Origin of the sequence: Bradyrhizobium sp. WSM1417, assembly GCF_000515415.1 — a bacterium.
Lineage (GTDB): Bacteria > Pseudomonadota > Alphaproteobacteria > Rhizobiales > Xanthobacteraceae > Bradyrhizobium.
This window is the reverse complement of the sequence record NZ_KI911783.1, coordinates 5897592-5914274: the sequence shown is the minus strand read 5'-3', so window position 1 is coordinate 5914274 and position 16683 is coordinate 5897592. Positions and strand designations below refer to the sequence as shown.

Here is a 16683-nt window from a genome sequence, read left to right as displayed (position 1 = left end):
GGCTGCCGTACCCAAATCTGACGCGGCTCAAAGGGAGCTCTTCGAGAGAGAGTGCTGTTTCTTCTCGGGCCCCGGCAGCCCTTAAGCATTCTCGTTTTGTAACAGGAGGGAACTGGCGGCTGCAACCGGCCCTGCCTCCGCATCAAGGCTTTTACAGAGATCATTTGGGCGCTCCGGTTCCCCGCAATGGGCGGAACCGGCGCCCAATTAGAGGCCTATCGGGAGGCAATTAAGGTAAACAAAGGGTTTAAATTGCCGCCACAGTCTGATGCGAGTTAGCTCCCGGCAAGGCCTTCCATCGAAGGCGCGGGCCAAACGAAGCGGGAAGCGGCATGTTCGGAAACTGGCGGATCGGTTCGGTCAACGGCGCACTTCTGGCGGCCTATTTCATCCCGGTCTGGACCCTCGTTGCCTTCAACATCATGGTGGCGCCGGTGCACGGCCTCTATGAGCGGCCGAGCGTCGCAGTTGCGCTTTTCCTCAGCGACCATCTCCAGATGGCGGGGATGGACACGGTGCGCGCCGCCTGGCTGCTGGCACTGGGGCGAGTGACGGTGGTGGCGTTCTTTGCGATCTACCTTGCGCTGCTCTGCATCCCCCGCATCCGCAAGAACGGCGGCAGCGACGAAGCGCTCGGCATCGCGCTTGCGATCGGCAGCCTGATCTCGTTTGCGAGCATGATCATGGCTTCGAAGGTCGGCGAGATGGCCGCTCTCCGGCTGCACGCCACCGAACTTCTGCTCCTGCTCGGTGCCGCCATCGTCGTGGTGGTCGAACGGCCCGAGGCGGCGCCCAAGATCGTTCAGAAGCCCGTGGAGGCCACCCCGCCGCTAGGTCTTGAGCAGGCCGAGCTCCTGCACAATCCCTGAGGCTTCCTTGACGGCGTGGTTCGCCGCCGGCACACCGCAATAGATCGCCTGCTGCAGCAGGATTTCCTTGATGTCGTCGGGCGTGAAGCCGCCCTCGGCGAGGGCCGCGCGCACATGCAGGCGGAATTCGTCCCATTGGCCAAGCGCAACCATGGTGCCGATCACCAGCACCCGCCGCGTGCGCTCGTCGAAATGCGGCCGCGTCCAGATCTCGCCCCAGGCGTAACGCGTGATCATGTCCTGGAAATCGGTGTTGAACGCATTGCGACCCGCGATCGACTTGTCGACCCAGGCATTACCCAGCACTTTTCGGCGCACGTTCATGCCGGCATCGCGGCGTTTCTGGTCGTCCATGGTCTATCCTCCTCTCCGTCATTGCGAACGTAGCGAAGCAATCCAGAGTGTGGCCGCGGAGGGATTCTGGATTGCTTCGCTGCGCTCGCAATGACGGCGTTATGAAATCAGCGTTGCGTCAAAAAGCCTACCACCGCGTCGGTGAACGCGTGCGGCTGCTCGACATTGGAAATGTGGGCGGCGTCGATGATGGTCATGCTCGCGCCGGGAATGCTTGAGCGGATCATTTCACCCGCCGAAATCGGCGTCGCCATGTCGTGGCGGCCGGCGATCACGAGCGTCGGGCTCTTGATCTTCGGCAGCAGCGCGCGCTGGTCGAGCGTCGACAGCGCCTCGCAGCAGGCGAGATACCCTTCGACCTGCGAGGCCAACAGCATCGCCTTCATTCTGGCGGTGATGTCGGGCGCGCGCTCGCGGAAATCCTGGGTGAGCCAGCCGGCAATAACGGCGTCGGCGACGGCGGCGATGCCGCCCTTCTTCACGGCATCGATGCGCTCGAGCCATTTGGTCGGCTCGGCATAGTAGCAGGAGGTGTTCGCGAGGATGAGCTTGCCGAAGCGCTCCGGCGCGTTCGCGCCCAGCCATTGCCCGACCATGCCGCCCATCGACAGGCCGCACCAGTGCACTTTCTCGATATTGAGGTCGTCGAGGATCGCGAGCACGTCGCGGCCGAAGCGCTCCATCGAATAGGGGCCGGGCGGAACGTTGGACTTGCCATGGCCACGGCGGTCGTAGCGGATGACGCGGAATATCTGCGTCAGCGCCTTCATCTGCGGCTCCCACATCTGCAGCGTGCAGCCGAGCGAGTTCGAGAGCATCAAGGTCGGCCCGCCGTCGCGGCCCTCGACGGAGACGTTGATCAGGCAACCGTCGGCATCGATCATGGGCATGCGGGCGTCTCCGTTTTATTTGCGCTCAGGACTGCTTTATTCGCGTTCGAGGCTGTCGAGCAGGCGGTCGATCAGGGCTTGGGAAGCGCCTTGATAGGCCATCGGCTCGAACAATGCCGCAATTCTTTCCGGCGACAGATGCGCGGTGACCTGCGAATCAGCCGACAACACTTCGCGCAGATGCTTCTTCTCGGCCACCGCGCGTTTGCTCGCGGCCTCGATCAGATGATGCGCATCGCTCTTGCCGATCGTCTCGGCCAGCGCAAAGGTGACCGCTTCCGCCATGATCAGGCCGTGGGTCGCATCGAGATTGCTGCGCATGCGCGCCGCATCGACATCGAGGCCTTCGGCGATGTCGACGATGGCGGCGAGGGCACCGGAGGTGACCAGCATCAATTGCGGCAGTGTCGGCCATTCCGCGTGCCACGGCCCGGCGCTGCGCTCGTGGTCCTGCACCTGGGCCGCGAATATCGTCGCGGCGAGCTGGGGCGCCATGGTTGCGCAGCCCAGCGCGCTTGCGGCGGCCACCGGGTTGCGCTTGTGCGGCATGGTCGAGGAGCCGCCGCGGCCTTCGCCGGCAGGCTCGAACGCCTCGGCGACGTCGGTCTGCATCAGCAGCGAGACGTCGCGCGCGATCTTGCCGCAGCTGCCGGCGAGAATCGCAAAGCTCGATGCGGCTTCCGCGATGCGGTCGCGATGGGTGTGCCAGGGCGCTTCGGGCAGCGGCAAATTCAGCTCCTGCGCCAGCCGTTCGGAAATCACGAGCCCCTTATCGCCAAGTGCTGCAAGCGTGCCGGCCGCGCCGCCGAATTGCAGTGCGAGGCCCTCGCGGGAGAGCCGCCTCAAGCGGCAGCGGGCGCGGGCAAGGCTTGCTGCGTATTCGGCGGCCTTCAGCCCGAATGGCATCGGCAGGGCATGCTGGAGCCAGGTTCGCGCCACCATGGCCGTGTTGCGGTGGGCTCGTGCCAGCGCGGCAAAGCCTTTGATGGCGCGGCTGAGATCGGCGTCCAATGCATCGATGCCGGCGCGAAGCGTGAGCATGGTCGCGGTGTCGATGACGTCCTGGCTGGTCGCGCCCCAATGCACGTAGCGTGCGGCGCCTGCGTCGGCCCTGCCGATATTGGCGGTCAGCGTCTTGACCAGGGGGATCGCGAGATTGCCGGATCGTGTGGCGGCCTCGGCCAGCGCAGCCATGTCAAAGGCATCGGCCTTACACGCGGCTTCGATTGGGCCCACCGCGGCCGCGGGAATCACACCCGTGCCCGCCTCGGCTCGGGCCAGGGCTGCCTCGAAATCGAGCATGTTCTGGAGGGTCGACCGGTCGTCGCAGACCGCGCGCATGGCCACGCTCGACAGCATCGGCGCGAGCAGGGGGGAGAGGGATGTGCTCATATCGTGCGGGACCTAACCACCATGACCCGCCTGTGCCAATCCCAAACCGGCGGCGCAAGCTTTTTGCAGTTGCGAATATGCATTGCACGTGACCGAGGCCACCCTTTCTTTTGCCGCCTCCGTGCGGTACTTGAGCTGCATTATAGTTGCGCGATCCAAGTTCGGTATCCCGGGAGGCACCCAATGGCCATGACGATGAACGGCGAAGTCCAGCTTGCGGCGCCGCGCGAGGCCGTGTGGGCCAAGCTCAACGATGCCGAGGTGCTGAAGGCCTGCATCCCCGGCTGCGAGGAGCTGGAGAAGACCGACGATGGCGGCTTTCGTGCGACGGCGAAAATGAAGGTCGGTCCGGTGTCGGCGCGCTTCAAGGGCAAGGTCACGCTGTCCGATCTCGACCCGCCGAACGGCTACAAGATCTCCGGCGAAGGCGAGGGCGGGGTGGCCGGCTTCGCCAAGGGCGGCGCCGTGGTCAAGCTTGCGGAGAAGGACGGCGGCACGCTTTTGTCCTACGAGGTCGAGGCGCAGATCGGCGGCAAGTTGGCGCAGCTCGGCCAGCGCCTGATCAACGGCGCCGCCAAGAAACTGGCCGACGAATTTTTCGCGAACTTCGCCAAGGCGGTACAGGGCTGAACGCTATCGCCTTCCGGCATACCGCGTTTTGTCATGGCGCCTTGCATTCCCGGTGATGTTGCCCCGGGGCATAATGGCCCATATGATGGGTTGGAATAATTATAAGAACCGCTTCGACGGGACCCGTCGGGGCGCTGATAGAGAGTGCTTATGGCAAAAATCTCCCTCATCGTGAACGGCAATCCTGTCACGGCCAACGTCGATCCCCGCACCCTGCTGGTGCAGTTCCTGCGCGAGAATCTGCGGCTCACCGGCACCCATGTCGGCTGCGACACCTCGCAGTGCGGCGCTTGCGTCGTGCATCTGGACGGCAAGGCCGTGAAGTCCTGCACCACGCTCGCCGTGATGGCCGATGGCCACGAGGTCAAGACGATCGAGGGGTTGGCCGCCGACGGCGCGCCGCTGCATCCGATGCAGGAGGCCTTCCGCGAACACCATGGCCTGCAATGCGGTTTCTGCACGCCCGGCATGATCATGACCGCGATCGACATCGTCCATCGCAAGGGCAACGAGCTTGACGACCACACCATCCGCGAGGAGCTGGAAGGCAATCTCTGCCGGTGCACCGGCTACCAGAACATCGTCACCTCGATCTCCGCCGGCGCCAAGGCGATGGCGAAATCCGATCTCGCGTAAACCTCGCGCGCACTCTGCGATCAGGACATTCAGATGTACGACTTCAAATACCATCGCCCCGGGACCGTTCGGCAGGCCGCCAACCTCCTGGTGAAGAACGAAGACGCCAAGGTGATCGCCGGCGGCCACACGCTGATTCCCGTCATGAAGCAGCGCCTCGCCAGCCCGCCGCATCTGGTCGACCTCTCCCATATCGATGGTCTCAACACGATCGAGATGAAGGGCCGCGCGCTCGTGATCGGTGCCACCGCCAGGCATGCCGAGGTCGCAAGCTCGGCCATCGTCGGCGAGGCGATCCCAGCGCTTGCGAACCTTGCCGGCCAGATCGGCGATCCCGCCGTGCGCCACAAGGGCACGATCGGCGGCTCGCTCGCCAACAACGACCCGACGGCGGACTATCCGGCTGCAGTGCTCGCGCTCGGCGCCACCATCGTCACCAACAAGCGCCGCCTCAAGGCGGAAGAGTTTTTCCAGGGCCTGTTCACGACGGCGCTCGAAGCCGACGAGATCATCACCAAGGTGATGTTCCCGCTACCGAAGAAGGCGGCCTACATCAAGTTTCGCAACCAGGCTTCGCGTTACGCGCTGGTCGGCGTGTTCGTGGCGCGGCGTCCCTCCGACGTCCGGGTCGCGGTCACCGGCGCCGGCTCCGAAGGCGTGTTCCGTGTCACCGCGTTCGAGGAAGCCCTGAAGAAGCGTTTCGCCGCGAAGGCGCTTGACGGCATCGAGGTGCCGGCGGACGGCCTCAACAGCGATATCCATGGCAGCGCCGAATACCGCGCGCACCTCATCGGCGTGCTGACGCGGCGTGCCCTTGACGCCGCCAACGCCAAGGAGTGAGTGATCCTCACGCCTCGGCCCAAACTTGTCCCCGGTGAGGGCGTAGCGAGACTGGTTTTTTCATGACCTCAGCGGCCACTACGTCCGGTGCATTGCCGGCATCGGTCGATTCGATGCTCGAACTCCTGACGTCGCGCGGCTATCTGGCCGAGCGATCGCTGGCCACGGTGACCTATCTGTCGCTGCGCATGGGCCGGCCGCTGTTTTTGGAGGGCGAGGCCGGCGTCGGCAAGACCGAGATCGCAAAAGTGCTGTCGGCTGCCCTGGGGCGGAAGCTGATCCGCCTGCAGTGTTACGAAGGCCTCGATGTCTCCTCGGCGGTCTACGAGTGGAATAGTGCCGCGCAGATGATCGCGATCCGGATGGCGGAAGCCGCCGGCGACACCGATCGCGATCAATTGTCGTCCGACATCTTCGCCGATCGCTACATGATCAAGCGACCGCTGCTCCAGGCGCTCGAGCCCGACGTGGCCGGGCCGCCGGTGCTGCTGATCGACGAGCTCGACCGCGCCGACGAGGCGTTCGAGGCGTATCTGCTCGAAATCCTCAGCGACTTCCAGGTGACGATCCCCGAATTCGGCACCGTGAAGGCGCCGAGCCCGCCGATCGTCATCATCACCTCCAACCGCACCCGCGAGATCCACGACGCGCTGAAGCGGCGTTGTCTCTATCACTGGGTCGATTATCCCGACGCCGACCGCGAGCTCGCGATCGTCAAGTCGCGCGTGCCGGGCATCTCCGCAAAATTGTCGCAGCAGGTCGTGCGCTTCGTCCAGGCACTGCGCAATCAGGATTTCTACAAATCGCCGGGCGTTGCCGAGACCATCGATTGGGCCACCGCGCTGTCGGAGCTCGACGCCCGCTCGCTGACCCCGCAAGTGGTCGGCGACACGCTGGGCGCGCTGCTCAAATACCAGGACGACATCACGCGGATGCAGGGCGATACCTTGCAGAAGGTACTGAAGGACGCGACGAGCGACTAGCCGTCATTCCGGGGCGCGCGAAGCGCGAACCCGAAATCCATTGGGCCGCAGAGTGAGTAGATTGAATGGATTCCCGGCTCGCGCCCATGAGGGCGCGCCCCGGAATGACGGCTGAGAGTGATGAACCATGGCCATCAACCACCTTGCGCCTGAGCAAACCGAGCAATTCGCCGATAACATCGTCGGCTTCGCCCGCGCGCTGCGTTCGGCGGGCATGCCGGTCGGGCCGGGTGCGGTCATCGATGCCATGAGCGCGCTTGAGGTGATCGACATCGGCAACCGCGCCGACGTCTTCACCACCCTGGAGGCGATTTTCGTCAAGCGCCACGAGCATGCGCTGATCTTCAAACAGGCTTTCAACCTGTTCTTCCGCGCCTCGGAAGAGTGGAAGCACATGCTGGATTCGGTACCGTTGCCGGAGCAGGCCAAGAAGAAGCCGCAGGCAGGCTCGCGCCGTGTGCAGGAGGCGATGTCGCAGCCGCGCATGACGGAGACGCCGCAGCACCAGGAGCAGGATTTGCGCCTGTCGGTTTCGGACAAGGAAATCCTTCAGAAAAAGGATTTTGCGCAGATGAGCGCGGCCGAGATCACCGAAGCGCTCCGCGCCGTCGAGCGGATGCGGTTGCCGCAGGCCGAGCTTCTGACGCGCCGGCACCGGCCCGATCCCCGGGGCCTGCGCCTCGATATCCGCCGCACGCTGCGCGCCTCGTTGCGCACCGGCGGCGACATCATCGACATCCATCGCCTCGGGCGGATCGAGAAACCGGCGCCGATCGTCGCACTGCTCGACATCTCGGGTTCGATGAGCGAGTACACCCGCCTGTTCCTGCATTTCCTGCATGCCATAGGGGACGCGCGGAAACGTGTCTCGGTGTTCCTGTTCGGCACTCGCCTCACCAACGTGACCCGGGCGCTGCGCCAGCGCGATCCCGACGAGGCGCTGGCGAGCTGCTCGGCCTCGGTGGAGGACTGGGCCGGCGGCACGCGGATCTCGGCCTCCCTGCACAATTTCAACAAATTGTGGGCGCGGCGCGTGCTGAGCCAGGGCGCCATCGTGCTGCTGATCTCCGACGGGCTGGAGCGGGAAGCCGATTCCAAGCTCGCCTTCGAGATGGACCGGCTGCACCGTTCCTGCCGGCGGCTGATTTGGCTCAACCCCCTGCTGCGGTTTGGCGGCTTCGAGGCCAAGGCCCAAGGCATCAAAATGATGCTGCCGCACGTTGACGAATTCCGCCCCGTACATAATTTGAGCTCGATCCAGGAGCTGATCGCCACGCTCTCCCGGCCGCTGCCGCCGCATCACCGCAGCCTGATCCGCTCCGCAGCCTGAGAGGTAGCCATGCTCGATCGCGACGAGGATATTCTGAAGGCGGCGGAGGACTGGCAGAAGGCCGGCCGTGGCGTCGCGCTCGCCACAGTGGTGGAGACCTGGGGCTCGGCACCGCGTCCGGCGGGCTCGAGCCTCGTCATCAACGACGAGGGCACGTTCCTGGGGTCCGTCTCCGGCGGCTGCGTTGAGGGCGCCGTGGTCACCGAGGCCATGGATGTGATCCAGAGCGGCAAGCCCCGGATGCTCGAGTTTGGCGTTGCCGACGAGACTGCCTGGAATGTCGGGCTGTCCTGCGGCGGCACCATCCGTGTCTTCGTCGAGAAGGTCGGTTAGCCGTGAAGCTCGAGATCCTGCACGAACTCAATGCTGAGCGCGCCGCGCGCCGCCCGGTGATCCTGGTGACCGACACCGAGAGTGGCGAGCAGCGCCTGGTGAAAGCCAAGGATTTCGCCAAGGATCCCTTGGGCGCTGAACTCGACAAGCAGCTTCGCATGGGCAAAAGCGCCAGTGTCGAGGCCGGCGGCAAGAAGCTCTTCCTCAACGTCTATGCGCCGACCGCAAAGCTCGTCATCGTCGGCGCTGTCCATATCAGTCAGGCGCTGGCGCCGCTGGCGCGCTCGCTCGGCTACGACGTCACCGTGGTCGATCCGCGCACGGCCTTTGCGAGCCCCGAGCGCTTCCCCGACGTTCCCTTGGTCGCGGAATGGCCCGACACGGCGCTGCCGCCACTCAACGTCGATGCCTACACCGCTTTCGTCGCAGTGACGCACGATCCAAAGATCGACGATCCCGCGCTGCTGCACGCCTTCGAGCGCAACTGCTTCTATATCGGCGCGCTCGGATCGCGGAAGACGCACGCCAAGCGTGGCGACCGGCTGCGGGCGCAGGGCGCCAAGGACTCTGACATCGCGCGCATCCACGCGCCGATCGGGCTTGCGATCGGCGCGGTCTCGCCGTCCGAGATTGCGGTGTCGATCATGGCCGAGATCACGGCGGTGCTTCGCCTGCCGCCCAAAGAAAAAGAAGAAGCCGCATGAAATTCGGCCCGGCGAGCCCCAGGGATGCGATCGGCGGGGTGACCGTCCACACCCTGCGCCAGGGACCCCTGGTGCTGAAGAAGGGCACGACGATCGGGCCCACCGAGGTCGAGGCGCTGGAGCGCGCCGGCATCAAGGACATCGTGGTGGTGCGGATGGAGGCGGGCGATGTCTCTGAGGACATCGCTGCCGCAAGCATCGCGCTCGCCGTCGGCGGCGATGGCATTCATGTCGAGCGTGCCTTCACCGGTCGCGCCAATCTGTTCGCTTCGCGGGCGGGCGTGCTGGTGATCGATCGCGCCGCGGTGGACCGCATCAACAATATCGACGAGGCGATTACCTTTGCCACGCTCTCGGCCTTCAAGCCGGTGGTCGAGGGTGAGATGGTCGGCACCGTCAAGATCATCCCGTTCGGCGTCAAAGGAAATTTGCGTGATGCCGCGGTGAAGGCCGCGGGTCGCGACGTTCTGAAGGTCGCGCCTTACGTGATCAAGCGTGTCGGCGTGGTCTCGACGCTGCTGCCCGGCCTGTCATCCAAGGTGATCGACAAGACGTTGCGCGTCACCGCCGAGCGGCTGGCGCCAGCCGGCGCTGGCATCATCGCCGAGCGGCGGGTCCCCCATGAGGAGCAGGCGCTGTCGGCTGCGATCAAGGAATTGCTGGGCCTTGGCGCCGAGCTCGTGATCGTGTTCGGGGCATCCGCGATCGCCGATCGCCGCGACGTGATCCCTGCGGCCGTGACCGGCATCGGCGGCGAGATCGAGCATTTCGGCATGCCGGTCGATCCCGGCAATCTGCTGCTGATTGCCCGGGCCGGCACCGTGCCTGTGCTGGGGGCGCCCGGCTGCGCGCGCTCGCCGGTCGAGAACGGCTTTGACTGGGTGCTGATGCGGCTGCTGGCCGGCATCAAGGTGACGCGGTCCGAGCTGATGGGCATGGGCGTTGGCGGCCTCCTGATGGAGATCGTCACGCGTCCACAGCCGCGCGCAAAACCGGAGATCGAAGGCAACAACCAGGTCGCGGTCATCGTGCTCGCAGCAGGCCGCTCGACCCGGATGGGCGGACCGAACAAGCTTCTCGCCGAGCTCGACGGCAAGAAGCTAGTGCGGATCGCGACCGAGCAGGCGCTGGCCTCCAAGGCGTCCGAGGTGATCGTCGTCACCGGCCATCAGACCGAGCTGATCGAGCAAGCCCTGCAAGGCCTGAAGGTGCGTTTCGTCAACAATCCGGATTTTGCCGGCGGCATCGCAAGCTCGGTCAAGGCCGGGATCGCGGCCGTTCCAGAAGCTTGCGACGGCGCTGTGGTCTGCCTCGGCGACATGCCGCTGATCGATGCTGGCCTGATCGACCGTCTCATCGAAGCCTTCGCACCGGACCGCGGCAATCTCATCGTCGTGCCCGTCAGCGAGGGGCGCCGCGGCAATCCCGTGCTGTGGTCGCGCCGCTTCTTCAAGGAGTTGATGACGCTCGACGGCGACGTCGGCGCGCGCCATCTCATCGCCAAGCACACCGAAGCGGTCGCCGAAGTGCCGGTCGACGGCGAGAGCGCCTTCCTCGACATCGACACGCCGCAGGCGTTGGAAACGGCACGGCGGGGCTGACGCTGAGCTAGGGTGGACTAAGGCGCGTAGCGCCATGCCCACCATTTCCCAGACTGCGATCTGAAATTGGTGGCACGCCTCAATTTCAACGCCCCGTTCACTATCTGGAAACGACCGGCGCTTACAGTCCACTTCACCTGCCTTGGGGGGAGGGGTTTTTCCATGGCTTCGAACGTCGTCGCGCGCCGTTGCGCGATGTTTTTCTTTGCGCTGTCCGTCTGCGTCGCGGGCGCTCGCCATATCACGGATGCGCAAGCCGCCGGCGCATTTGCGGTCGGCAAGTGCGGCGCCTATGGCCAGGCCTTTGATTATGGCGCCGAGCACGAAGCGCGTGCGGCGGCGCAGAAGCAGTGCAAGGGCGATTGCACGACCGTGACGATGAAGCGCGCCTGCGCCGCGATGTCGGTCGATCTGTCCAATCCCTGCGGCGCCTATGGCTATGCCGTCAAGCCGAAGATCTCGGCCACGCTCAATGCCGCGACGCGCGAATGCTACAAATATGGCGGCAAGGAATGCGTGATCCGCGCCTGGGCCTGCGACGCAAAGGGTTGATTCCTGTTGCCGTCATTCCGATGTTGCGTAGCATCGAGTCCGGAATGACAGTCGAGGAGTTGCATGCAGTTCGATACCAAGATCGCCATCGTGATCCGCACCGATCTTCAAGCCTGGCAGAAGCTCAACGTCGCGGCCTTCCTCACCAGCGGCATCGCGGCTGCGTTTCCCGATTGCATTGGCGACCCCTATGAAGACGCGTCGGGCACGAACTATCACGCGCTGATCGGACAGCCGATCCTGATCTATGGTGCCGACGGTTCCGCATTGACGCGGGCGCTCGATCGGGCGCTGACGCGCAGCGTCAAGCCGGCGGTCTATACCGAGGACATGTTCAAGACCACACATGATGCCGCCAATCGCGAAGCGGTGAGGGCGGTGGCGCGGGCCGATCTCAACCTCGTCGGTCTCGCCGTGCGCGCCGAGCGCAAGGTGATCGACAAGATCGTCGACGGCTTGAAATTCCATAGCTGACGCTGCGCGCGGTTTTTGCGCGCGCTTCCAATTGCGATGCCTTACCCCGGCGGCATGCCTGCGAACTTCGGCAGGTCGGGATCGAGGCGATCCCACGCATGTCCGCGCGCGGCATAAGTCACCACTTGCGGCTCGTAGCGGGCGGGTTCGTCAAGGCTTGCGGCGCGGATGGTGAAGATGTCGGGCATGGCCGCGAAGGTCAGGTAAACAGGCAAGCCGCACCGGGCGCAGAAACCGCGCGTCTTTACATTGCCGCTGTCGCCGACCATCTCCCAGTGCTTCGCCTCGCCCGTCACCGTGACGCCGGCGCGCGCGAAGGTCATGTACGAGCCGTGGCCGCTGCCGCTTTCGCGCTGGCAGTCCCGGCATTGGCAGTGATTGCTGAACAGGGGCTCACTCGTGATCGAATAGCGGATCGCGCCGCAGGCGCAGCCGCCGGTGTAAGGTTTGTCCATCGCGATGCCCCTTACTGGTCTTCGCCGGTGATGGCGTCGAGTCGCTGCACCACCTTCACCCAGCCGTCGCTCATGTTGCGATAGGCGGTGTCGTTCTTCGACATCACGAAGCCCGAATGCACCACACGCACGCGCGTCCCTGCCTCGACCGGCGTGAGGGACCAGGTGACGACGGTGTCGAGCGCCGAGCCGTAGCCGGTATTGCCCTCGTCACCGCCCTTCCAGGCGTAAGCGAACCGCCGGTTCGGCACGACCTCCAGAACGCGGCAATGGATCGTGCCATCCCACGCGCCGGCCGGGTTGGTCTTGAACGTGAAAGTGTTGCCTTCGACGGCCTCGAAACCGGCCGGCGGCATCAGCCAGCGCGCAATGAGCTGGGCACTGGTCAGCGCCCTCCAGATCGTCGCGGTCGCATGAGGGAAGACCTCGTCAATAACGATGTCCTGGGTTTGAACGTTGGAAGCAACAGCACTCACGGATCGATCTCCTTCAAGAGGTCACGCAGGTTCTGGAAGCGCTCGCGCCAGAACACGCCGTAATGGTCCATCCAGGAGACCAGCGGTTCGAGTCCTTCAGGCGCGGCACGGTAATAGACGTTGCGGCCCTCGGCACGCTCGGCGACGAGGCCGGCCTGCTTGAGGGACTTCAAATGTTGCGAGATCGCGCCTTGCGTCACGCCGCTTCCGCGCGTGAGCTCGGCGACGCTGATCTCCTTGCTCTCGAAGACGCGCTCGAACACCGCGCGTCGGGTCGGGTCGGCAAGGGCGCGCATCACGGTGGTGATGGGATTTGGAGAGGCTGCGATCATGAGATTAGATTAGTGCGCGCTAATGAATTAGTCAATACTAATTTGTTGGCTGATTGGGTCTGTATCCTTGTCTTGACTATGACTGACCGGTCAGTCATATACAGCAAATGACGAGGAAGCCGACCAAAGCCGCCGCGCCGTCCGCAGATCGCGCCAACGCGAAGTCCAATTCACGCGCTGGCAACGACGCGGCGCCCGCACCGAGCCGTGCCACGCGCGCGGCGGAACGGCGTGCGGCGATCGTGGAAGCCGCGATGGAGGAGTTCATCGCGCGGGGCTTTGCCGCCACGCGGCTCGACGACATCGCGAAGCGCGCGGGTGTCGCCAAGGGCACCATCTACCTGCACTTCAAGGACAAGGAATCGATGTTCGAGGAGCTGGTCCGGACCGTGATCGTGCCTGTCGTGACCCGGTTGACGGCATTGCCGCCGCCGGCGGGCTCGGTGCGTGATCTCGTCGAGACGTTTGCCAGCAACTTCCTCAAGGAGGTGATCGGCACCAGGCGCGGAGATCTCGTGCGCCTGATCGTGGCCGAGGGGCCGCGGTTTCCCTCCGTAGCCGATTTCTACTACCGCGAGGTGGTTTCGCGCGGGATGGCGGGCATGCGCGCGCTGATCGAGCTCGGCGTTGCCCGCGGCGAGATCCGCGAGAAGGACCTTGCGCGCTATCCGCAGATCCTGGTCGCGCCGGCGATGATCGCGGTGATCTGGCACAGCCTGTTTGCGCGGCACGCGCCGCTCGACGCACAGGACATGCTGCGCGTTCATCTCGATTTGATTTTTGGCGAGCGGAGCACGACATGAGGTCGTCACGAACCATCTCTCACCTCATCCTGAGGAGCGCGGAACGCGCGTCTCGAAGGATGCAGGCCCGGCTGTGGCTCCTCGCCCTTCGAGACGCCGCTTCGCGGCTCCTCAGGGTGAGGGTTCGACAGAATCACCTGCCGCGCCTCTGTGCTATCGCGGTTGTCGTCCTCGCGACCGGTCTTGCCGGCTGCAAGGAGAAGCGCGAGCCCGGCTTCCAGGGCTGGGTCGAGGCCGACATGATCTTCGTCAGCCCGGACGAGGCGGGCCGCGTGACCAAGCTGAACATCCGCGAGGGCGACGAGGTCAAGGTCGGAGATCACCTCTATTCCGTTGACGACGATCTCCAGCTTGCCGATCTCAACCAGAACAAGGCGACGCTTGCCAACGCGCAGCAGACCTATGACCGCGCGGCCTCGCTGAGCAAGACCGGCTCGGGCACGCAGGCCAATCTCGACTCGGCCGTCTCTGCCTTGCGCGTCGCCGAGGCGCGGGTGGCGACCTCGGAGACGCGGATGGCGCGGCGCAAGGGCTTTGCGCCCGTGGCTGGTACCATCCAGCAGATCTATTTTCGCGAGGGCGAGATGGTGGCAGCGCAGCGGCCTGTGCTCTCGATCATGCCTCCCGGCAACATGAAGCTGCGTTTCTTCGTGCCGGAGACCGAGCTGCCGAAGCTTGCGATCGGCGACACGGTGCGGATCGCGTGCGACAATTGCGCCGCCGATCTCACCGCAAAGATCTATTTCATCGCGACATCGGCCGAATACACCCCGCCTGTCATCTACAGCCTCGAGGAGCGCAACAAGCTCGTCTACCTGATCCAGGCGCGGCCGTCGCGCCCCGATGCGCTGCGTGTCGGACAACCGATCGACGTCCATCTCAATCCAAAAACCCCCGTGGCGGACAAGCGATGAACGGCGGCAATGGCATTGCGGTCGACGTCAAGGGCCTGAGCAAGTCGTTCGGCGGCCGCGAGGTCGTGCACGATTTGTCGATGCAGGTGAAGCGGGGTTCGATCTACGGCTTCCTCGGCCCCAACGGCTCGGGCAAGACGACGACCATCCGCATCCTCTGCGGCCTGCTCACGCCCGACAGCGGCGAGGGCACCTGCCTCGGCTACGACATCAGGCGCGATGCGGAAAAGATCAAGCGCCAGGTCGGCTACATGACCCAGCGCTTCAGCCTCTATCAGGATCTCTCTGTCCGCGAAAACCTCGAATTCGTCGCGCGCCTATACGGCCTTCGCGATGCACGCGGCGCCGCGCGCGACATGATCAAGCGGCTGGGGCTCTCGGGCCGCGAGGAGCAGCTCGCGGGCGAGCTCTCCGGCGGCTGGAAGCAGCGGCTGGCGTTGGGCGCCTGCACGCTGCCCAATCCGAAACTGCTGCTGCTCGACGAGCCGACCGCCGGCGTCGATCCCAAAGCGCGGCGCGATTTCTGGAACGAGATTCATGCACTGGCGGCCGACGGTCTCACCGTGCTGGTCTCGACACACTACATGGACGAGGCCGAGCGCTGTCACGAGATCGCTTATATCGCCTATGGCCATCTGCTTGTGCATGGCACCGTGGACGAGGTGATCGCGAAATCCGCGTTGACGACCTACACTGTGACAGGCGAGGACCTGAACGAGCTCACCGCTGCGCTCACCGGCAAGGCCGGGATCGACATGGTGGCGCCGTTCGGCACGTCGCTGCACGTCTCCGGCCGCGACGTCGCCGCGCTCGAGGCCAGCATCGCGCCGTGGCGCGAAAAAAGCGGACTGCATTGGCACAAATCATCGCCGTCATTGGAAGACGTGTTCATCGAATTGATGGGCCGTTCCAAGGACAATTTCCAATGAGCGCGGTCGATCGTCCCGAACCCCAGCAGGCGATCCGGGAGCGCTTCGGCTTCTGGAGGCGCTCCTATGCGATGCTGATCAAGGAATTCATCCAGCTCAGGCGCGACCGGGTGTCGTTTGCGATGATCGTGATGCTGCCGGTGATGCAGCTGCTCCTGTTCGGCTATGCCATCAACACCACGCCGCACAATCTACCGAGCGCGGTGCTGCTTCAGGAGGATTCCGATCTCGCCCGCTCGATCCTGAAGGCGCTGGAGAACACCGCCTATTTCCGCTTTCTCTACGAAGTGCACGACGTCGAGGATTTCGACAATCTCCTGAAATCCGGCAAGGTTCTGTTCGGCGTCGAGATCCCGCGCGGCTTCGAGCGGGCGGTGCGGCGCGGCGATAAGCCGGCGCTGCTGGTCGCGGCCGACGCCACCGATCCGGTTGCAGCGAGCGCGGCGATCGGCTCGCTCGGCATGATCGTGCAGACCGCACTCAAGCACGATCTCTACATCGGAGATCCCCCGGAGATGCCGTTCGAGATACGCGCGCATGCCCGCTACAACCCCGCCGCCGCGTCGAGCCTCAACATCGTGCCGGGCCTCGTCGGCACCATCCTCACCATGACCATGCTCATCTTCACCGCGCTCTCGGTCACGCGGGAGGTCGAGCGCGGTACCATGGAGGCCCTGCTGTCGATGCCGATCAGGCCGGTCGAGGTGATGTTCGGCAAGATCATCCCTTACGTGCTGGTCGGGTTCGTGCAGGCGTTCCTCATCATCGGCATCGGGGTCGGCCTATTCGGCGTGCCGGTGCTCGGCAATCTGTTCCTGCTGGCGCTGCTCTCGACGCTGTTCATCACGACCAATTTGGCGATCGGGTACACGATCTCGACGCTGGTGCAGAACCAGCTTCAGGCCATGCAGATGTCGATGATGTTCTTCCTACCGAGCATCTTGCTGTCCGGCTTCATGTTCCCGTTCGCCGGGATGCCGGCCTGGGCGCAATATGTCGGCGAGTGCCTGCCATTGACGCATTATTTGCGCATCGTCCGCGCCATCATGCTGAAGGGCGCGAGCATGCAAAATTTGCGTTTCGACGCGCTGGCGCTGGCGGTCCTGATGCTGCTCGCCATGACCATCGCCGTGACGCGCTTCCGCCGCACGCTGGATTGAGGCAAGATGCCCCGGAATCAAGGGGG

At 64.6% G+C, this 16683-nt stretch carries 21 protein-coding genes; 15 read left to right on the top strand and 6 right to left on the bottom strand.

From position 1 onward, the window contains the following. Positions 1-332 precede the first annotated feature (332 nt). Positions 333-869: a hypothetical protein gene (locus BRA1417_RS0129110; RefSeq protein ID WP_027518804.1), complete on the top strand. Its 537-nt coding sequence runs from the start codon at positions 333-335 to the stop codon at positions 867-869. Here the strand turns inward: BRA1417_RS0129110 and BRA1417_RS0129105 are convergent. The 3 genes from BRA1417_RS0129105 to BRA1417_RS0129095 form a co-directional block, all read right to left on the bottom strand. Continuing rightward, positions 831-1223 (bottom strand): carboxymuconolactone decarboxylase family protein, encoded by a 393-nt coding sequence (locus tag BRA1417_RS0129105; protein ID WP_027518803.1) that lies wholly within the window; start codon positions 1221-1223, stop codon positions 831-833. The two genes, BRA1417_RS0129110 and BRA1417_RS0129105, sit on opposite strands and share 39 nt — an antisense overlap. A 107-nt stretch (positions 1224-1330) precedes the next feature. Continuing rightward, positions 1331-2113 carry a 3-oxoadipate enol-lactonase gene (gene pcaD / locus BRA1417_RS0129100; protein WP_027518802.1) on the bottom strand — a complete coding sequence of 261 codons (783 nt, stop codon included), beginning with the start codon at positions 2111-2113 and terminating at the stop codon, positions 1331-1333. A 36-nt stretch (positions 2114-2149) separates the two neighbouring features. Continuing rightward, positions 2150-3505, bottom strand: a complete 1356-nt coding sequence (locus tag BRA1417_RS0129095; RefSeq protein ID WP_027518801.1) for a 3-carboxy-cis,cis-muconate cycloisomerase — start codon at positions 3503-3505, stop codon at positions 2150-2152. A 183-nt stretch (positions 3506-3688) separates the two neighbouring features. Between BRA1417_RS0129095 and BRA1417_RS0129090 the strand changes: the two genes are divergently transcribed. The 10 genes from BRA1417_RS0129090 to BRA1417_RS0129045 all read left to right on the top strand — a co-directional run bounded on the left by BRA1417_RS0129090 (position 3689) and on the right by BRA1417_RS0129045 (position 11588). Next, a complete protein-coding gene (locus tag BRA1417_RS0129090; protein WP_018455582.1) occupies positions 3689-4135 on the top strand; it encodes a carbon monoxide dehydrogenase subunit G in 447 nt (148 codons plus the stop codon). A 150-nt stretch (positions 4136-4285) separates the two neighbouring features. Beyond that, on the top strand, positions 4286-4771 hold the full coding sequence (locus tag BRA1417_RS0129085; protein ID WP_007602418.1) for a (2Fe-2S)-binding protein: 486 nt from the start codon (positions 4286-4288) through the stop codon (positions 4769-4771). 33 nt (positions 4772-4804) lie between these two features. Beyond that, positions 4805-5611: a xanthine dehydrogenase family protein subunit M gene (locus BRA1417_RS0129080; protein WP_027518800.1), complete on the top strand. Its 807-nt coding sequence runs from the start codon at positions 4805-4807 to the stop codon at positions 5609-5611. 62 nt (positions 5612-5673) lie between these two features. Further along, complete coding sequence (locus BRA1417_RS0129075) at positions 5674-6594, top strand: MoxR family ATPase (RefSeq protein ID WP_027518799.1); 921 nt, start codon at positions 5674-5676, stop codon at positions 6592-6594. Between the two features lie 127 nt (positions 6595-6721). After that, entirely contained in the window at positions 6722-7924 is a 1203-nt protein-coding gene (locus BRA1417_RS0129070) for a VWA domain-containing protein (RefSeq protein ID WP_027518798.1), read from the top strand. A gap of 9 nt (positions 7925-7933) precedes the next feature. Next, the gene (locus BRA1417_RS0129065; protein ID WP_007602422.1) at positions 7934-8257 is read left to right on the top strand and encodes an XdhC family protein; all 324 of its coding nucleotides are present in this window, start codon (positions 7934-7936) and stop codon (positions 8255-8257) included. Between the two features lie 2 nt (positions 8258-8259). After that, positions 8260-8961 carry an XdhC family protein gene (locus tag BRA1417_RS0129060; protein WP_027518797.1) on the top strand — a complete coding sequence of 234 codons (702 nt, stop codon included), beginning with the start codon at positions 8260-8262 and terminating at the stop codon, positions 8959-8961. Beyond that, positions 8958-10562, top strand: coding sequence for an NTP transferase domain-containing protein (locus BRA1417_RS0129055; RefSeq protein WP_027518796.1), 1605 nt, complete (start codon positions 8958-8960; stop codon positions 10560-10562). Before BRA1417_RS0129060 ends, BRA1417_RS0129055 begins: the two co-directional genes overlap by 4 nt. Positions 10563-10724: 162 nt before the next feature. Then, entirely contained in the window at positions 10725-11114 is a 390-nt protein-coding gene (locus tag BRA1417_RS0129050; RefSeq protein ID WP_027518795.1) for a DUF4189 domain-containing protein, read from the top strand. A gap of 63 nt (positions 11115-11177) precedes the next feature. Next, the gene (locus tag BRA1417_RS0129045) at positions 11178-11588 is read left to right on the top strand and encodes a DUF2000 family protein (protein ID WP_027518794.1); all 411 of its coding nucleotides are present in this window, start codon (positions 11178-11180) and stop codon (positions 11586-11588) included. Between the two features lie 41 nt (positions 11589-11629). Here the strand turns inward: BRA1417_RS0129045 and BRA1417_RS0129040 are convergent, their stop codons facing one another. From BRA1417_RS0129040 to BRA1417_RS0129030, 3 genes are read right to left on the bottom strand one after another with little or no spacing between them, the layout of a single operon-like run. Next, positions 11630-12043, bottom strand: a complete 414-nt coding sequence (locus tag BRA1417_RS0129040) for a GFA family protein (protein ID WP_027518793.1) — start codon at positions 12041-12043, stop codon at positions 11630-11632. An 11-nt stretch (positions 12044-12054) separates the two neighbouring features. Continuing rightward, complete coding sequence (locus tag BRA1417_RS0129035) at positions 12055-12519, bottom strand: SRPBCC domain-containing protein (RefSeq protein WP_027518792.1); 465 nt, start codon at positions 12517-12519, stop codon at positions 12055-12057. After that, positions 12516-12851 carry a helix-turn-helix transcriptional regulator gene (locus BRA1417_RS0129030; RefSeq protein ID WP_027518791.1) on the bottom strand — a complete coding sequence of 112 codons (336 nt, stop codon included), beginning with the start codon at positions 12849-12851 and terminating at the stop codon, positions 12516-12518. Before BRA1417_RS0129030 ends, BRA1417_RS0129035 begins: the two co-directional genes overlap by 4 nt. A gap of 107 nt (positions 12852-12958) precedes the next feature. Here BRA1417_RS0129030 and BRA1417_RS40970 point away from each other — a divergent pair, with 107 nt between their 5' ends. Genes BRA1417_RS40970 through BRA1417_RS0129010 form a run of 4 tightly spaced genes read left to right on the top strand, consistent with a single transcriptional unit; the run spans position 12959 to position 16657 of the window. Beyond that, positions 12959-13654 (top strand): TetR/AcrR family transcriptional regulator, encoded by a 696-nt coding sequence (locus tag BRA1417_RS40970; RefSeq protein WP_027518790.1) that lies wholly within the window; start codon positions 12959-12961, stop codon positions 13652-13654. Then, positions 13651-14568 (top strand): HlyD family secretion protein, encoded by a 918-nt coding sequence (locus BRA1417_RS0129020; protein WP_245286285.1) that lies wholly within the window; start codon positions 13651-13653, stop codon positions 14566-14568. The genes BRA1417_RS40970 and BRA1417_RS0129020 overlap by 4 nt, the downstream gene beginning before the upstream one ends. Further along, positions 14565-15497, top strand: a complete 933-nt coding sequence (locus BRA1417_RS0129015; protein WP_027518788.1) for an ABC transporter ATP-binding protein — start codon at positions 14565-14567, stop codon at positions 15495-15497. Before BRA1417_RS0129020 ends, BRA1417_RS0129015 begins: the two co-directional genes overlap by 4 nt. Then, positions 15494-16657, top strand: a complete 1164-nt coding sequence (locus BRA1417_RS0129010; RefSeq protein ID WP_027518787.1) for an ABC transporter permease — start codon at positions 15494-15496, stop codon at positions 16655-16657. The genes BRA1417_RS0129015 and BRA1417_RS0129010 overlap by 4 nt, the downstream gene beginning before the upstream one ends. Positions 16658-16683 lie beyond the last annotated feature (26 nt).

Excerpts from the sequence above, each read along its gene's own strand:
- BRA1417_RS0129110 (WP_027518804.1), top strand. The coding sequence starts at position 333 with ATGTTCGGAAACTGGCGGATCGGTTCGGTCAACGGCGCACTTCTGGCG.
- BRA1417_RS0129105 (WP_027518803.1), bottom strand. The coding sequence starts at position 1,223 with ATGGACGACCAGAAACGCCGCGATGCCGGCATGAACGTGCGCCGAAAA.
- pcaD (WP_027518802.1), bottom strand. The coding sequence starts at position 2,113 with ATGCCCATGATCGATGCCGACGGTTGCCTGATCAACGTCTCCGTCGAG.
- BRA1417_RS0129095 (WP_027518801.1), bottom strand. The coding sequence starts at position 3,505 with ATGAGCACATCCCTCTCCCCCCTGCTCGCGCCGATGCTGTCGAGCGTG.
- BRA1417_RS0129090 (WP_018455582.1), top strand. The coding sequence starts at position 3,689 with ATGGCCATGACGATGAACGGCGAAGTCCAGCTTGCGGCGCCGCGCGAG.
- BRA1417_RS0129085 (WP_007602418.1), top strand. The coding sequence starts at position 4,286 with ATGGCAAAAATCTCCCTCATCGTGAACGGCAATCCTGTCACGGCCAAC.
- BRA1417_RS0129080 (WP_027518800.1), top strand. The coding sequence starts at position 4,805 with ATGTACGACTTCAAATACCATCGCCCCGGGACCGTTCGGCAGGCCGCC.
- BRA1417_RS0129075 (WP_027518799.1), top strand. The coding sequence starts at position 5,674 with ATGACCTCAGCGGCCACTACGTCCGGTGCATTGCCGGCATCGGTCGAT.
- BRA1417_RS0129070 (WP_027518798.1), top strand. The coding sequence starts at position 6,722 with ATGGCCATCAACCACCTTGCGCCTGAGCAAACCGAGCAATTCGCCGAT.
- BRA1417_RS0129065 (WP_007602422.1), top strand. The coding sequence starts at position 7,934 with ATGCTCGATCGCGACGAGGATATTCTGAAGGCGGCGGAGGACTGGCAG.
- BRA1417_RS0129055 (WP_027518796.1), top strand. The coding sequence starts at position 8,958 with ATGAAATTCGGCCCGGCGAGCCCCAGGGATGCGATCGGCGGGGTGACC.
- BRA1417_RS0129050 (WP_027518795.1), top strand. The coding sequence starts at position 10,725 with ATGGCTTCGAACGTCGTCGCGCGCCGTTGCGCGATGTTTTTCTTTGCG.
- BRA1417_RS0129045 (WP_027518794.1), top strand. The coding sequence starts at position 11,178 with ATGCAGTTCGATACCAAGATCGCCATCGTGATCCGCACCGATCTTCAA.
- BRA1417_RS0129040 (WP_027518793.1), bottom strand. The coding sequence starts at position 12,043 with ATGGACAAACCTTACACCGGCGGCTGCGCCTGCGGCGCGATCCGCTAT.
- BRA1417_RS0129030 (WP_027518791.1), bottom strand. The coding sequence starts at position 12,851 with ATGATCGCAGCCTCTCCAAATCCCATCACCACCGTGATGCGCGCCCTT.
- BRA1417_RS40970 (WP_027518790.1), top strand. The coding sequence starts at position 12,959 with ATGACGAGGAAGCCGACCAAAGCCGCCGCGCCGTCCGCAGATCGCGCC.
- BRA1417_RS0129020 (WP_245286285.1), top strand. The coding sequence starts at position 13,651 with ATGAGGTCGTCACGAACCATCTCTCACCTCATCCTGAGGAGCGCGGAA.
- BRA1417_RS0129015 (WP_027518788.1), top strand. The coding sequence starts at position 14,565 with ATGAACGGCGGCAATGGCATTGCGGTCGACGTCAAGGGCCTGAGCAAG.
- BRA1417_RS0129010 (WP_027518787.1), top strand. The coding sequence starts at position 15,494 with ATGAGCGCGGTCGATCGTCCCGAACCCCAGCAGGCGATCCGGGAGCGC.